Here is a 15839-nt window from a genome sequence, read left to right on the forward strand (position 1 = left end):
ATCGGATCTCTGTGTAATCAAATACCACCTTTTATCACTATCATCAGCTATTCCTTGAACATTTGATCTCGTTCAGATTGCAATCGATTGCCAAGGTGATAAAATCGCGCGAATTTTATTTTCGTTGAGCAGATAGTTGCTCTGAGACTCGCCATCTAAAGGATAAAGGAATAACAACATGAGAAATGCCATTCAAGGTGCACAAATGCTCTTCGTTGCGTTTGGTGCATTGGTGTTGGTGCCGCTATTAACCGGGCTTGATCCTAGTGTGGCACTTTTTGGTGCTGGTGTCGGTACCCTGATTTTCCAAATCATCACTCGTCGCAGTGTGCCTATTTTCCTCGCTTCTTCTTTTGCTTTTATTGCTCCTATTTTATACGGCGTGCAAACTTGGGGTGTTCCGGCGACCATGGGTGGCCTTATGACCGCGGGTTTTGTTTATGTGGCGATGGGTGCATTGATTAAAGTACGTGGCGTTGAACTCATTCATCAATTACTGCCACCTGTTGTTGTTGGCCCAGTGATTATGGTGATTGGTCTTGGTTTGGCCCCTGTCGCAGTCAACATGGCACTAGGTAAAGGTGGTGATGGTACACAATTGATCGATGCTGACGCCTCACTCATTATTGCTGGCGCGTCTCTTCTAACCACTATCGGGCTAAGTGTTTTTGCCAAAGGCTTCCTTAAACTGACCCCTATCCTCGGTGGTATTATTGTCGGTTACGCCCTGAGCTTGGCTTACGGTATTGTAGACTTTACGCCGGTTCATCAAGCCGCTTGGTTAGCGATGCCTAACTTTACTCTGCCTGAATTCAACATCAACGCCGTTCTGTTTATGATCCCTGTTGCGATTGCACCAGCGGTCGAACACGTTGGTGATATGTTGGCGATTTCAAATGTTACTGGCAAGAACTACCTGAAGAAGCCTGGATTGCATCGCACTATCACCGGTGACGGGGTAGCAACGATTGCGGCATCTATGGTTGGCGCTCCACCAAACACCACCTATTCAGAAGTTACTGGGGCGGTGATGCTAACCAAGGCGTTCAACCCTGTCATCATGACATGGGCAGCTGTGACGGCGATTGTCCTTGCACTAGTCGGTAAACTAGGCGCAGCACTGCAAACCATTCCAATGCCAGTCATGGGCGGAATAATGATTCTGCTGTTTGGTTCTATCGCCACCGTAGGCCTAAATACACTGATCAAGAACAACGTGGATCTGCACAAATCTCGCAACCTAGTTATTGTTGCCATTACACTCGTATTTGGTATCGGTGGCATGGCCTTTGGCATCGGCGAGTTTAGCCTACAAGGTGTCAGCCTATGTGGTATCGTGGCAATTGTGCTTAATCTTATCCTACCGAAAGATCTTGGTGAGAACCATGTCGTCGATAATGCACAGATAGAACAAGAGAACAACTAAATTCCCAGATGACTGAGGGTTGACACCAGAGTGCTAGCCCTCTTTATTCAAGTTAGAGATCGAAATATATCGCACAACCAGCCTACTCTTTTTGGGTATCAAAGGCTAACTGTTCGAAATATTCAGAAATCAATTGGTCGTATTCGCCACTGGCTTTCATTTGCGCAACAACGTCGTTAACTTTCTGAACCAGCTCGGAGTTTACAGCGCCTTTTTTTGAGAAGGCAATATAACTTGGCGTAGATTCTATTGGTGGTTTTTCTACTGATAGATCATCTTGCGCTGTCATGGTCACCGCAATATATCGAGCACCAAACTCGTTGTTGATCCAGAAATCGACGCGATTAGTTTGTAGTAGTTTGACACATTGCTGTGCTGACCTCACACGATTCACACCCGCAAAACTCTCATTATTGACGGCTTCATCTAACCACTGACCATAGCTCACATTATTAACCAAACAGATTTTCGCTTGACCAATATTCGCTTTATTCCATGAAAGTTTCGAGTCCACACTTTTGATAGCCACGATATTTTGGTCAAACAAAACTTCATCTATGTAGTGAGCAAACGACTCCCGTTCAGCGGTTTTAAAGGCCGTAAAAATGCCATCTGCTTTCCCGGCCTCGATATAACTGATCGCTCTTCCCCATGGTAGAACCTCAATTTCTATTGGCGTTTCGAGTTTAGCAAACACCTTTTTCACTAAACTTACCGCCACACCGTTCAGCTCTCCTTGCTCGGTTGTTATGTAGGGAGGGTACTCCAACGTGACTAACTTAACCTGAGCTAGGCTAGAGAATGACAAAAAACTGAGAAGCAAAATTATGAGCGTTTTCATAGCCAGTTCCTATTCAAAAACAATCAACAGGGATAACAATCACTCCCTAATGACTAAAGTATAGGCAGGAAGTTTTCATTCGTTCTGATAATTTGCCTATCGATACAATCTTAAGAAGCCGAAGGCACTCTCTGAGTATTTGCTCACACTCTACCAACACACTTTCCTATCAAAATATCACTCTAAATACATAGCTCAACAAACTGGCCCCGAGTTAACGCTGCAAGATCTTTTGGCAACAGTTCGATTTCTAATCCACGCTTCCCTGCACTGACACACATCGTCTCTTTCTGCTCAGCGCTGATGTGAATAAAGGTTGGTAGAGCTTTCTTCTGTCCAAGCGGACTAATACCGCCAACAACGTATCCCGTTATTTTTTGTGCTATATCCGCATCCGCCATCTCAGCCTTTTTAGCCTGCGCCGCTTTGGCTGCCAATTTTAGGTTTAGCTTTTGATCGACAGGGATGATCGCGACAGCCAAATTCTTCGCTTCCCCATTGAGACTAAACAGCAACGTCTTAAATACCTTCGCTGGATCTTGGCCCAGTACCTCTGCCGCTTCTAGGCCATAACTTTCGGCACGCGAATCATGCTGGTACTGATGAATCTCATAAGGGATTTTTTTCTTTTTGGCGAGCTTAATTGCTGGAGTCATACTCCCTCCTTGATACAAGGCAAACAAAAACGCCACTCAAATGAGTGGCGTTTTAGATTAAAGACTTTTACAAGTGAGAGTCAACTTACTTGTACATCATCTCGCCAGAAGGCGCATACTTGTTCACGTCAACTGGGCTGTTTGCTTCTAGATACTCTTTCAGTACTTCGGCATCAACAAAGCCAGTATTCACGTAGCCTGGATGATCTTTGATGTTAGGGTAACCATCGCCACCTGCAGCGTTATAACTTGGCACCGTGAAGCGGTAAGTCTCATCAAGACGCAGCTGCTCGCCACCAATAAATACGTTCGACACTTCACCGTTAGCAACGGTCATCGAGATACCGGCAAACTGAGCGTAAGCACCTGAATCAATAGGTTTAGTCGCGACTACGTTAAGGTAGTCCAACACTTCTTTACCTGTCATATCAGTGTAAGTCAGGATATTAGCGAAAGGTTGAACTGTCAGCACGTCTTTGTAAGTAACATCGCCCGCTTCAATTGAATCACGTACACCACCCGAGTTCATAACGGCAAAGTCTGCTTTTGCACGTTCCATATGAGAAGTTGCGATGAGACGGCCTAGGTTAGTTTGCTCGAAACGAACCACGTTACGGTCACCCTCAAGCTTGCCATTGATCTCAGCAATCTTAACGTTCAACTGCGCTTGACCTTGCTCTTGGTATGGACGCAAGAACTCTAGCAATTCTTGATCTTGTGCGATTTGATCTTCAATCAGAACACGTTGGCTCTTACCATCGACTTTAATTTTCTTTTTCAAGTTAACCGGAATAAGGTCGTAACTGACCATTTCTAGTTCACCGTTACGGAATTCATAATCCGCACGACCTACGTACTTACCCCATTCATGCGCCTGAACGATGTAAGTACCGTTTTGCATATCTGGCTTACACTCATCAGAAGGCTTAAAGTTCTTTTTAATAACATTTGGTGCTTCCATACACACTGGTTCTTGAGAGTGACCACCGACGATCATATCGAGAGAACCTTCGTTTAGGTAGCGAGCAAGAGCGACATCGCCTGGCGCATTAATTCCACGTTTGCCATCTTCGTAGTGCCCCATGTGCGTCACCGCGAAGATCAGATCTGGTTTTTCGGTCTCTTCCAGTTCAGCGATCAGTTTTTTCGCTTCTTGTTTCGGATCACGAAAATCGATACCAGCAATGAATTCAGGGTTACCAATTTTGGCCGTGTCTTCTGTCGTTAGACCGATAACAGCCACTTTAATCCCTTGTAGCTCGAACATTTCGTAAGCCTGGAACATACGCTCGCCAGTTTGCTTGTCGTAAATGTTAGCTGAAAGCATCGGGAAGTTTGCCCACTCTTTTTGCTTCATTAGCACGTCAAGAGGGTTGTCAAATTCATGGTTACCTAGAGCCATGGCATCATAACCAATTTTGCTCATACCTTTAAAGTCAGGTTCTGCATCTTGCAGATCAGACTCTGGTACACCTGTGTTGATGTCACCGCCAGAAAGAAGCAGCGAGCTACCACCTTCAGCCGCGATCTCAGCACGCAGCTCATCAATAAGAGTCTTACGTGCCGCCATTCCATACTCGCCGTATTTGTTCTGCCAGAAACGACCGTGATGGTCATTAGTGTGGAGAACGGTCAAATTATAAGTTTTGTCTGCTTCCCACTCATGCTGAGGTGCTGGCGCACAACCAGCGAGAGTTGCCAAAATTGCTGCGCTAATTGCGCTTTTTACGATCAGGCCTTGCTTCATTGTCATACCTTTTAAGCTTATAGGATTGCCACTGCTTTTTTATACTGCTCTCAATTGAATAGACGTACTTACGGAAAAAGTGCGATGCGAGCAGTAAAACTTGAGCTAGTTTAAATTAACATTAGTGACATGACAGACTGATTTCATATTTATGTCGGATGGATCACCATAAAATTACCCCCAATGTGTAACAAAGCCTCAAAGTTGCAATTGAGTCAATAAACGATCACAGGCAATCGTTTCACTGTGAGCTGAGCGGATATAGGACGGGAGTGTGAGGGTTAGCGTTTACTCAACAAGGTTCGATAACATGGTAATTAACTGACGCGAACAGGCATAAAAAAGGGCTGGTCATTACCAGCCCTAATCAAAGCGTGTTGATTATTTTATATCGATATGGTCAAAACCCTTAATAAGGTCATCGAGTGCTTTCATTTGCGCTAAGAACGGCTCAAGCTTGTCCAAAGGTAATGCTGATGGTCCATCACAGCGAGCCTGATCTGGATTTGGGTGCGCCTCAATAAATAGACCAGCGATCCCTGTTGCTAAACCCGATTTAGCCAGTTCTACGGTTTGTTCACGACGGCCACCTGAAGCCGCGCCTGAAGGGTCGCGCATTTGCAGAGAGTGCGTTACATCAAAAATAACCGGGCTACCATTCGTTGCTTTCTTCATCACACCGAAACCTAGCATGTCGACCACTAGATTATCGTAACCATGGCAAGAACCACGTTCACATAAAATGATGTTTTCGTTACCACATTCGGCAAATTTCTCAACGATGTTTCCCACTTGGCCAGGGCTCATGAACTGAGGCTTCTTAACATTAATCACAGCGCCCGTTTTCGCCATGGCTTCAACTAAGTCGGTTTGACGTGCAAGAAAAGCGGGTAATTGAATCACATCAACTACGTCAGCAACTGGTTGTGCCTGAGCTTCATTATGTACATCGGTAATAATTTTCACGCCGAAGGTATCTTTGAGCTCTTGAAAGATCCTCATCCCCTCTTCCAAGCCAGGGCCACGATAAGAGTGTACAGAGCTGCGGTTCGCTTTATCAAACGACGCTTTGAATACGTATGGGATACCCAGTTTTTCTGTCACTTTGACGTAGTACTCACAAATTTGCATCGCAAGATCCCGTGACTCAAGTACGTTCATGCCCGCAAATAGCGTGAATGGCTTGTCGTTCGCTACCGGAATGTCACCAACGTGAACAATTTTCTGTTCCATTTTATTCTCTCTATTTCGATGTGATGCCAACCCAAGAGTGTTGGACTTAATGTAACGTCACCTGAGTTCGACTCATAGCGGTGACTTGATTCTTTAATAGTTCGGCTGCTGGGTCATCTGGGCACTGATCAATAAAATACTGGAAATCAGACAGTGCCATTTGGTGACAATCGAGTTGTTGATAGATAAAGCCACGGTCACGAATCTCATACGGATCATCGGGAACGAACGTTAAAGCAAGATCGGTACACTTTAATGCCAAAGTATACCGCTCTTCTCGCAGCAGAGCACCTTTGAGTAGCGCTAACCACCGCCCAATGACGGTTGGGTTGTCGGTTTGCACCAAGTGTTGAGACTTGAGTTTTGCTAACGGCCCTTTATGGCCAATCAACCAAGCGGTTAAAGTATGTAGTGAAATATACTCACCATTAAACGGGTTGATATAGAGCGGCTTTTGGTTATGCCATTCTAATTTGAGCAAAAACTGAGTGGGGAAAGTCACCCCAGCCAGCGGAAAGCCTAGTTTTCGCGCCACAAACAATAAAATAGCCCCTAAGCTCACAGGAATACCTTTGCGACTTTCGAGCACTTTATCGATGAAACCATTATCTGAGTGGAAGTAGTTTTCGCGATCGCCGCAAAAACCCCACTCGTGATAGAACACTCTTAGCAGCGCATCAAACCGTTGCTGCTCATTGGTTTCGTTAACCAGCAGTAACTCTGCCTCTTGCAGTAAACGGTTTAGCTCCGATTGAGCCCAAACATCTTGGGTATGAGGATTGATCGCTTTATTTAAAACGAGTGCACCTTCAGCAAGTTCCATTGCATCAAAGTCTTCATCAAATAACTCAAACATACGGCTTGTAATACCCTCTTAAACCATCACGACTAGCCAAAGAACATTGGTGTTTTAGTCACCGCGACTTTCCCGGCCATCGCTAACCATCCCAAGGCACCAAAAAAGGAAAAGGTTCTAAGCAATTTGTTCTTACCAAGTTTCAGGGCAAAGACGCCAAGGGCAATGTAGGCCAATACACAAGTGATTTTTCCCGTCAACCACGGCGCTGAAGCCGTGAAAGGTATAAAACCTGTGACCACAATCAACACGATGCCTGACAGCAAAAGGAAGCTGTCATTAATATGAGGGAATACCTTAAAAAACTTCCTTTCCAGTATTGGCGAGTTAGCCATCATGAGTGCAAAACGAACCGATAATAACGTTGCACTAAGAGCAATCGTCAGGAGGTGGAAGTGCTTTAAACCTTCGTACATTATTTTTCTCTCTTACGTTTGTGGCGAGTATTGACCAATCGTTACTCGGTCATTGTCACCATAATCCTTGTAGGTAGCCACGTTACCGTAGCCCAGTGAAACCAGTAATTCCCTGACGCTCGATCCTTGCTCAAAGCCATGCTCAAACAACAGCCAACCCTGTAACATAAGGAACTGACGAGCTTGCGTCGCAATGTGTCTGATATCGGCAAGACCATTGTCATCCGCGACCAGTGCACTCAATGGTTCGAAGCGCACATCACCTTGAGTCAGATGAGGATCTTCTTTTTCGATATAAGGAGGATTTGAAACAATCAAAGCAAACTTTGTACCATCAGGAATAGGTTCGAACCAACTGCCCGACAGAAAGCGGGTATTGGGTATTGCGAGTCTTGCCGCATTTGATTGGGCTAATTGCTGAGCGTCGAGTTTAAGATCAATCCCCCAAACTTGTCGCTCAGGCAATTCAGAGGCCAGCGCCAAAGCAATTGCCCCCGTCCCCGTTCCTAAATCAAGAATATCCCCTTGATTATCTGGTGCTTTTTCTAATGCAATCTCGACTAAGCGTTCTGTATCAGGGCGTGGAATTAAGGTACTCGGTGACACTTTAAGTGGCAATGACCAAAACTCACGTTGACCAATGATATAGGCGATAGGCTCTCCCTGACATCGACGACTTAGCAGCGCATTGAAATCCGCCAGTTGCTCAGCCGACAAAATTTTCTCTGGCCAAGTGAGCAAAAATGAACGCGGCTTATCTAGCGCGTGGCAAAGTAGCACCCCGGCATCAAGAGAGGGCGAATCACTGCCGCTCTCGATCAGTTGCTGAGCGGCGTACTTAAGTGTTTGTTCAACACTGTGTTGAGACGACATCAATTTAATTATTGTCTGCTAGGGCAGCAAGCTGATCCGCTTGATACTCCTGAATTACCGGGTCAATCAGGCTCACTAAATCCCCTTCCATTACTTCATTAAGACGGTAGATAGTCAAGTTGATGCGATGGTCAGAAACACGCCCTTGCGGGTAGTTATAGGTGCGAATACGATCACTACGGTCACCTGAGCCTAACAAGTTACGACGTGTATCTGAAACTTCAGCCGCACGTTTTGCTTCCTCAGCTTGGATAATACGAGCCGCAAGAACCGCCATCGCTTTGGCTTTGTTTTTGTGCTGAGAACGCTCATCCTGACACTCGACGACGGTACCGGTTGGCAAGTGAGTAATACGAATGGCAGAGTCAGTGGTGTTAACGTGCTGACCACCTGCGCCTGAAGCACGAAAAGTATCAATTTTAAGGTCCGCTGCTTTAATTTCTGGAATTTCTGCTTCTGGGACTTCCGCCATGACAGCGACAGTACACGCCGAAGTATGCACTCGACCTTGAGATTCAGTCGCTGGAACACGTTGGACACGATGACCACCGGACTCAAATTTAAGAACGCCATACGCACCATCACCAGAGACTTTAGCGATCATCTCTTTGTAACCACCGTGCTCTGACTCGTTAGAAGACATGACCTCAATGCGCCATCCCTTTTTCTCGGCAAATCGGCTGTACATACGGAACAGATCACCGGCAAAAATCCCCGCTTCATCGCCACCCGCACCTGCACGAATTTCTAAAAAACAGTTGCGGTCATCGTTAGGGTCTTTTGGCAATAATAGAATTTGTAGATCAGCGCTGAGTTGCTCGATTGTCGCTTTCGCTTCTTTGATCTCTTCTTGAGCCATCTCACGCATTTCAGCGTCATCTTCGTTGGCCATTTCTTCCGCCGCGGCTAAGTCTTCTTGTGCTTGCTGGTATGCTTGGAAACACTGGGTAACTTCCTCAAGTTGAGAGTACTCTTTTGACAACGCACGGAATTTATTTTGGTCACCGATAACATCAGGGTCGCCAAGGAGGTGTTGAACTTCTTCATAACGCTCAACCAATGTTTCTAGCTTAGTTAAAATAGAGGCTTTCATAGTTTTCTTTAACTCAAGGGGTTATTAAAGTCGGTCGCTCTTAATGCTAAGAGTTTTCCAGACCTAGACTTTGTCGAATAATGGCAAGCTTTGCTGGTTCGCCCTTCTCGGCCGCACTTTGCAATGCTCGAGTCGGAGCGTGAATAAGCTTGTTGGTGAGCTTATTGCTCAACTCTAGCAGGACTTTCTCGGCATCAGCGCCCGCAGCTAGAGATTGTAAACTTTTTGTTAGCAGTTCTTCGCGCATCTCGTTGGCCGACTGGCGGTATTCGCGAATGCTGTCGACCGCTTGCAAGGAACGAGCCCAAGACATAAATGCGGCACTCTCTTCACTGACGATCGCCTCAGCCTGAATCGCTTCTATCTTACGCTGTTCCATATTGCTGTCGACAATCGATTGAAGGTCATCAACCGTGTAAAGGTAAACATCATTTAGCTCACCTACTTGCGATTCAATGTCGCGCGGTACGGCGATATCTACCAACAAGATTGGTTGATAACGTCGCGCTTTAAGTGCACTTTCCACCATACCTTTACCGATAATAGGCAGTGGACTTGCGGTTGAACTGATCACAATGTCTGCTTTTGGCAGGTGCTCGGGGATCTCGGGCAAACCAATCACTTCTGCGCCAAACTGCTCTGCCAACGGTAAAGCACGTTCTTTGGTTCGGTTCGCGACAATCATCTTTTTACAGCCATTACCAGCAAGGTGCTTTGCGACCAACTCTATCGTCTCGCCAGCACCAACCAACAGTACTGTCGATTTCTCAATCGATTCAAATATGTGTTTCGCTAAGGTACAGGCTGCGTAGGCGACGGAGACGGCGCTACCACCGATGTCGGTTTCGGTTCGCACGCGTTTGGCGACCGAAAACGCTTTTTGAAACAACTTATCCATCGCTGAATCGACGGCCTGATATTGACGAGAATCGGCATAGGCCTGCTTGACCTGCCCTAGAATCTGCGGCTCACCCAATACCAAAGAGTCAAGACCACACGAGACGCGCATCAAGTGACGAATCGCTGCCTGCTCTTCATAAACATATAAACTGGGTTTAAGATCTTCGGTGCTTACTTGATGAAATTGAGATAACCAATCGATAATTTTACTTTTGCCGCCACTTTTTACATCACAGTAAATTTCAGTTCGGTTACAAGTTGAAATGATAACATTACCGTTTACCATCAAGTTCTGACTGAGCTGCTCTAATGCTTTAGGTAGCTTATCCGGACCAAATGCGACCTTTTCACGCAGTTCGACAGTGGCCGTATTATGGTTGATACCTATAGCAAGCAAAGACATGAATTTTAGCTTCTCTGAATCACGCGACGGATAAATAAGGACGGAATTTTACTTGATGACCCCGTTTATTGAAAGAGTAAAGCGGATATGTTTTCTAGAGTTCGTGATTTCGGTGATATAGTAAGGACCAATCTTGGGCAAAACTGGATAAATAATCAGCAATGACTCAACTTTTTCGCTCGCTGGTCATTCTTACTGCAGGGCTACTGTCTCTCACTGGTTGTACAACGCTCGATAGTACCACCAATGTTGAGTGGCAAACTCATCAACAAAGATTAGCCAGTATTCAACAATATCAAGCCATAGGTAAGTTGGGCTACCTCTCTCCACAACAGAGACAGTCGCTTAATTTTCAATGGTCTTATTCAGCGCAATTGATGCAACTGCGCATGACGACTTTTCTTGGCCAGACCGCGTTGGCGCTTAAAGTGACACCCGATGGCGCATTGGTAGAAACCTATGATGACCAACAATTTGGTGCACCATCCGCGCAGGCGCTTATTCACCAATTAACCGGGCTTACTCTGCCGGTCGAGTTATTAAATGAGTGGTTACTGGGTCGCCCGACCGCCGCGGATGCTTATCAACTTAATCAAACCAATACGCTTGCGTCCTTGACTAAAAGCGTCGCGGGCCAAACGTGGCAATTGGACTACCTCTCCTATCAAGACGTTCAACATCAAGCGACTCTATTGCCGTTGCCGAGAAAACTTAAGCTTACTCAAGGCGATATTTCGATCAACATTGTGATAACTAAGTGGACGGTTAACCAATGATCACTGAAACCACTCACTGGCCTTCACCAGCAAAACTTAATCTTTTCCTTTACATCACCGGACGTAGAGATAACGGCTACCATGAATTGCAAACCCTGTTTCAGTTTCTTGATCACGGTGATGAATTGACGATTACCGCCAATCAATCCGGTCAGATCACGCTCTCACCCGACATTCCTGGCGTAACACTGCACGACAATCTCATTTGGCAAGCGGCAACCGCTTTGCAAAACGCCGCCGATTGTTGCCTAGGGGCGCATATCGAACTGAATAAAGTACTGCCTATGGGCGGTGGTATTGGAGGAGGCTCATCCAATGCGGCCACCACCTTGGTTGCCCTCAATTATCTATGGCAAACCAAGTTATCAGATGATGAACTAGCCCAAATTGGCTTAAAGCTCGGCGCCGATGTGCCGGTATTTACACGCGGGTTTGCCGCGTTTGCTGAGGGTGTCGGGGAAGAATTAACCAAAGCAGAGCCTACTGAGAACTGGTATCTAGTCGTTCGCCCTAACGTGTCAATTGCAACGGCCGATATTTTTAACCACCCAAAGCTGACTAGAAACACACCAAAACGTGCGCTGGCAACACTTCTTGACAACAATTACGAAAACGATTGCGAAAAAATTGTCCGAATGCTGTACCCAGAGGTTGATAAGCAACTTTCATGGCTGCTACAATATGCGCCGTCGCGGTTGACCGGGACAGGATCATGCGTTTTTGCTGAATTTTCGAGCAATAACGAAGCTGTATCTGCTCTTGGGAAACTGCCAGACACTGTCTCTGCCTTCGTGGCAAAAGGCAAAAATGTCTCACCTTTACATGAGACATTGGCTAAGTATGTATGTTTAGCCCACACATAATCAATTTAAAAACTGGACGCAACCCTGAGGTTTCCACCGTGCCTGATATGAAGCTATTTGCTGGTAACGCTACACCTGAACTAGCCCAACGTATTGCTGATCGTCTCTACATCTCTCTTGGTGATGCAAGCGTTTCACGTTTTTCTGATGGCGAAGTCGCTGTTCAAATCAACGAGAACGTTCGTGGTAGTGATGTTTTCATTATCCAATCAACTTGTGCACCAACTAACGACAACCTAATGGAACTTGTAGTGATGATTGATGCAATGCGCCGCGCTTCAGCGGGCCGTATTACTGCAGTTATCCCTTACTTCGGTTATGCACGCCAAGACCGTCGTGTACGTTCTGCACGTGTGCCTATCACGGCAAAAGTTGTTGCGGATTTCCTTTCTAACGTTGGCGTTGACCGCGTTCTGACTATCGACCTTCACGCAGAGCAAATCCAAGGCTTCTTCGATGTACCCGTAGACAACATCTTCGGCACGCCTGTACTGCTTGAAGATATGCACGCTCGTGGCCTTGAAAACCCAGTGGTAGTTTCACCTGACCTTGGTGGTGTAGTACGTGCTCGTGCAACGGCAAAAGCGTTAGGTGATATTGATATTGCTATCGTTGATAAGCGTCGCCCACGTGCCAACGTTTCTGAAGTGATGAACCTCATCGGCGATGTAGAAGGTCGCGACTGTGTCATCGTTGACGATATGATTGATACAGGTGGCACGCTATGTAAAGCTGCGGAAGCGTTGAAAGAACGCGGTGCGAAGCGAGTATTTGCTTACGCAACTCACGCTGTTTTCTCAGGTAATGCAGCGCAGAACATTGGTAACTCAGTCCTTGATCAAGTCATCGTCACTGACTCAATCACACTACCTAAAGAGATGGAAGCAACAGGTAAAGTTACCTGCCTAAGCCTCTCTCGTATGTTAGCGGAAGCCATTCGTCGTATTAGCAACGAAGAGTCAATCTCAGCCATGTTTAACTAATCGATAGCTCGATTAAGCATTGACAACAACACCCCATTCTCGGGGTGTTGTTTTATTTTCACTCGCCTTCAGTTTTCTCATCTCGCCCGAGATGAGAATTGTGTGCTATCATACCGCGCTTTTTGAGATTCCAAGAGAGATCCGAACCTTGAGTCAGCCAATTAAACTTCTTGTCGGCCTAGCCAACCCAGGACCTGAATATGCCAAAACTCGCCATAATGCGGGCGCTTGGGTGGTCGAAGAGCTTGCACGTATTCATAACGTCACGCTTAAAAACGAAGCTAAATTTTTCGGTTTAACCGGACGCATCATGGTTAATGGTCAGGATCTTCGCTTACTCATCCCGACGACCTTTATGAACCTCTCAGGTAAATCCATTGCTGCAATGGCAAAGTTTTACCAGATCACACCAGAAGAGATCATGATCGCACACGATGAGTTGGACTTACCTCCGGGTGTCGCTAAGTTTAAAAAAGGTGGGGGTCATGGGGGGCACAATGGCCTACGTGATACCATCAGCAAACTTGGCAATTGCAAAGATTTCTATCGCTTGCGGATTGGCATTGGCCATCCTGGGCATAAAGATAAAGTCGCCGGCTTTGTATTAGGCAAAGCACCGGCAAAAGAACAAGAGCTTATTGAAGCAGCCGCAGACGAATCTGTGCGCTGTTTAGACATCCTGCTAAAGGATGGTCTTTCAAAAGCACAAAACCGTTTACACACGTTCAAAGCTGAATAAGGTTACTATCATGGGTTTTAAATGTGGCATCGTTGGACTACCAAACGTTGGTAAATCAACTCTGTTTAACGCACTCACCAAAGCTGGCATCGAAGCGGCTAACTTTCCGTTCTGTACTATCGAGCCAAACACAGGTGTTGTTCCTGTACCGGATCTACGTTTAGATGCACTAGCAAAAATCGTAAACCCACAAAAGATTCTGCCGACAACGATGGAATTCGTTGATATCGCAGGTTTGGTCGCGGGCGCTTCTCGTGGTGAAGGCTTGGGCAACAAGTTCCTAGCCAACATCCGTGAAACTGACGCAATTGGTCACGTAGTACGTTGCTTTGAGAACGAAAACATCGTTCACGTGGCAGGTAAAGTTTCACCGATTGAAGACATCGAGGTCATCAACCTTGAGCTTGCAATGGCGGATCTCGACGCATGTGAACGCGCAATTCAACGTAATGCGAAAAAAGCCAAAGGCGGTGATAAAGACGCGAAGTTTGAACTGACTGTTCTTGAGAAACTGCTACCTATCCTAACTGAAGGTGGAATGGCACGCACAGTTGAGCTATCTAAAGAAGAGTTGGCAGCAATCGGCTACCTAAACTTCCTGACTCTGAAGCCAACGATGTACATTGCCAACGTCAATGAAGATGGTTTCGAAAATAACCCTTATCTAGACGCGGTTCGCGAGTTCGCAGACAAAGAAAATAACGTGGTTGTGCCTGTCTGTGCAGCTATCGAGTCTGAGCTTTCTGAACTAGACGATGAAGATCGCGAAGAGTTTCTTGCTGACATGGGCATCGAAGAACCAGGCCTAAACCGTGTGATCCGTTCAGGCTATGAACTGCTCACACTACACACCTACTTTACTGCAGGTGTTAAAGAAGTTCGCGCTTGGACTATTCCTGTGGGGGCAACCGCACCTCAAGCCGCAGGTAAAATTCACACAGACTTCGAAAAAGGTTTTATCCGCGCAGAAGTCGTAGGCTATGATGATTTCATTACCTACAACGGCGAAAATGGCGCGAAAGATGCCGGCAAATGGCGTTTGGAAGGCAAAGAATACATCGTTAAAGATGGCGATGTTATCCACTTCCGCTTTAACGTGTAATATTATTCCAAGTCTTTGACTTTAAAAGCCAGCCATTTCGCTGGCTTTTTTGTTTTATCCCAACAAAGTTGCAAATTAAACCACGCCTCGAGCGTTGGTTTGTTATCACTTTTCGATCATTAACACGCCTCTTTGTTTAAAAAGAAACCGAACAGTTGATTTCTGAGGATTTATTCAAAAAAACTATTGACGCCTTTGTCTCAACTTCGCATAATGCGCGCCGTTCCCGATGATAAGGCAACGAATCGGAAAGAACAAAATAAGGTATGGCTACGTAGCTCAGCTGGTTAGAGCACATCACTCATAATGATGGGGTCACAGGTTCGAATCCCGTCGTAGCCACCATTCCTAACTGCTTTTACGAGAGTGTTTAGGAATAGATGCGGACGTGGCGGAATTGGTAGACGCACCAGATTTAGGTTCTGGCGCCGCAAGGTGTGAGAGTTCAAGTCTCTCCGTCCGCACCATTATTTATAGCGTTAAGCTATATCTGTAGGGCTATCGCCAAGCGGTAAGGCAGCGGCTTTTGATGCCGCCATTCCCTGGTTCGAATCCAGGTAGCCCTGCCATATTTAAAAAGGTTCAGTGATAGAGAGCATTTGATGCCCCGTTCATTGTCCCTGGTTCGGCTCGAAGCAGCCCTGCCATATTTAAAAAGGTTCAGTGATAGAGAGCATTTGATGCCCCGTTCATTGTCCCTGGTTCGGCTCGAAGCAGCCCTGCCATATTTTAAAAGGTTCAGTGGTAGAGAGCATTTGATGCCCCGTTCATTGTCCGTGGTTGGGCTCCAATAGCCTGCCATTTTAAAAGTGTTAAGCCTTTCACAAAAAGGGCTTGTCACTAAGAGCGCGAGGGTTTATATTGTCTCGCTCACGAGTGGCTACGTAGCTCAGCTGGTTAGAGCACATCACTCATAATGATGGGGTCACAGG

Annotated in this window: 15 protein-coding genes and 3 tRNA genes; 9 read left to right on the plus strand and 9 right to left on the minus strand. The window is 46.1% G+C overall.

Annotated features, from left to right (window positions below; translation table 11 throughout):
- Positions 1 to 178 precede the first annotated feature (178 nt).
- Positions 179 to 1426 carry a uracil-xanthine permease family protein gene (locus CDZ87_RS14770; RefSeq protein WP_100754225.1) on the plus strand — a complete coding sequence of 416 codons (1248 nt, stop codon included), beginning with the start codon at positions 179 to 181 and terminating at the stop codon, positions 1424 to 1426.
- An 82-nt stretch (positions 1427 to 1508) separates the two neighbouring features.
- On the opposite strand, the gene CDZ87_RS14775 is transcribed toward CDZ87_RS14770, so the two are convergent.
- The 9 genes from CDZ87_RS14775 to hemA form a co-directional block, all read right to left on the minus strand.
- Positions 1509 to 2267, minus strand: coding sequence for a substrate-binding periplasmic protein (locus CDZ87_RS14775; RefSeq protein WP_100754226.1), 759 nt, complete (start codon positions 2265 to 2267; stop codon positions 1509 to 1511).
- Positions 2268 to 2449: 182 nt separating this feature from the next.
- Positions 2450 to 2923, minus strand: coding sequence for a Cys-tRNA(Pro) deacylase (gene ybaK / locus CDZ87_RS14780; RefSeq protein ID WP_100754227.1), 474 nt, complete (start codon positions 2921 to 2923; stop codon positions 2450 to 2452).
- 85 nt (positions 2924 to 3008) lie between these two features.
- The gene (gene ushA / locus CDZ87_RS14785) at positions 3009 to 4670 is read right to left on the minus strand and encodes a bifunctional UDP-sugar hydrolase/5'-nucleotidase UshA (RefSeq protein ID WP_100754228.1); all 1662 of its coding nucleotides are present in this window, start codon (positions 4668 to 4670) and stop codon (positions 3009 to 3011) included.
- Positions 4671 to 5051: 381 nt separating this feature from the next.
- Positions 5052 to 5903 (minus strand): 3-deoxy-8-phosphooctulonate synthase, encoded by an 852-nt coding sequence (gene kdsA, locus CDZ87_RS14790; RefSeq protein ID WP_100754229.1) that lies wholly within the window; start codon positions 5901 to 5903, stop codon positions 5052 to 5054.
- A 46-nt stretch (positions 5904 to 5949) separates the two neighbouring features.
- On the minus strand, positions 5950 to 6759 hold the full coding sequence (locus CDZ87_RS14795) for a SirB1 family protein (protein ID WP_100754230.1): 810 nt from the start codon (positions 6757 to 6759) through the stop codon (positions 5950 to 5952).
- A gap of 32 nt (positions 6760 to 6791) precedes the next feature.
- On the minus strand, positions 6792 to 7175 hold the full coding sequence (locus tag CDZ87_RS14800) for a SirB2 family protein (RefSeq protein ID WP_100754231.1): 384 nt from the start codon (positions 7173 to 7175) through the stop codon (positions 6792 to 6794).
- Between the two features lie 12 nt (positions 7176 to 7187).
- Positions 7188 to 8048, minus strand: coding sequence for a peptide chain release factor N(5)-glutamine methyltransferase (gene prmC, locus CDZ87_RS14805; protein ID WP_100754232.1), 861 nt, complete (start codon positions 8046 to 8048; stop codon positions 7188 to 7190).
- 4 nt (positions 8049 to 8052) lie between these two features.
- Entirely contained in the window at positions 8053 to 9141 is a 1089-nt protein-coding gene (gene prfA, locus CDZ87_RS14810; RefSeq protein WP_100754233.1) for a peptide chain release factor 1, read from the minus strand.
- A 46-nt stretch (positions 9142 to 9187) separates the two neighbouring features.
- Complete coding sequence (gene hemA / locus CDZ87_RS14815) at positions 9188 to 10444, minus strand: glutamyl-tRNA reductase (protein WP_100754234.1); 1257 nt, start codon at positions 10442 to 10444, stop codon at positions 9188 to 9190.
- A 161-nt stretch (positions 10445 to 10605) separates the two neighbouring features.
- Here hemA and lolB point away from each other — a divergent pair, with 161 nt between their 5' ends.
- The 8 genes from lolB (at position 10606) to CDZ87_RS14860 (ending at position 15476) form a co-directional block, all read left to right on the plus strand.
- On the plus strand, positions 10606 to 11220 hold the full coding sequence (lolB, locus tag CDZ87_RS14820) for a lipoprotein insertase outer membrane protein LolB (RefSeq protein WP_100754235.1): 615 nt from the start codon (positions 10606 to 10608) through the stop codon (positions 11218 to 11220).
- Positions 11217 to 12083, plus strand: coding sequence for a 4-(cytidine 5'-diphospho)-2-C-methyl-D-erythritol kinase (gene ispE, locus CDZ87_RS14825; RefSeq protein WP_100754236.1), 867 nt, complete (start codon positions 11217 to 11219; stop codon positions 12081 to 12083). The genes lolB and ispE overlap by 4 nt, the downstream gene beginning before the upstream one ends.
- Positions 12084 to 12121: 38 nt before the next feature.
- Positions 12122 to 13066, plus strand: a complete 945-nt coding sequence (locus CDZ87_RS14830) for a ribose-phosphate pyrophosphokinase (protein ID WP_038173074.1) — start codon at positions 12122 to 12124, stop codon at positions 13064 to 13066.
- Positions 13067 to 13214: 148 nt separating this feature from the next.
- Complete coding sequence (gene pth, locus CDZ87_RS14835; protein WP_100754238.1) at positions 13215 to 13805, plus strand: aminoacyl-tRNA hydrolase; 591 nt, start codon at positions 13215 to 13217, stop codon at positions 13803 to 13805.
- A 10-nt stretch (positions 13806 to 13815) separates the two neighbouring features.
- Entirely contained in the window at positions 13816 to 14907 is a 1092-nt protein-coding gene (ychF, locus tag CDZ87_RS14840) for a redox-regulated ATPase YchF (RefSeq protein ID WP_100754237.1), read from the plus strand.
- A gap of 268 nt (positions 14908 to 15175) precedes the next feature.
- Positions 15176 to 15252, plus strand: a tRNA-Met gene (locus CDZ87_RS14850).
- A 37-nt stretch (positions 15253 to 15289) separates the two neighbouring features.
- Positions 15290 to 15374: transfer RNA gene (locus CDZ87_RS14855), tRNA-Leu, on the plus strand.
- A gap of 27 nt (positions 15375 to 15401) precedes the next feature.
- Positions 15402 to 15476 (plus strand) — tRNA-Gln (locus tag CDZ87_RS14860).
- Positions 15477 to 15839: the final 363 nt, after the last annotated feature.

This window comes from Vibrio salilacus, assembly GCF_002811245.1.
GTDB lineage: Bacteria > Pseudomonadota > Gammaproteobacteria > Enterobacterales > Vibrionaceae > Vibrio > Vibrio salilacus.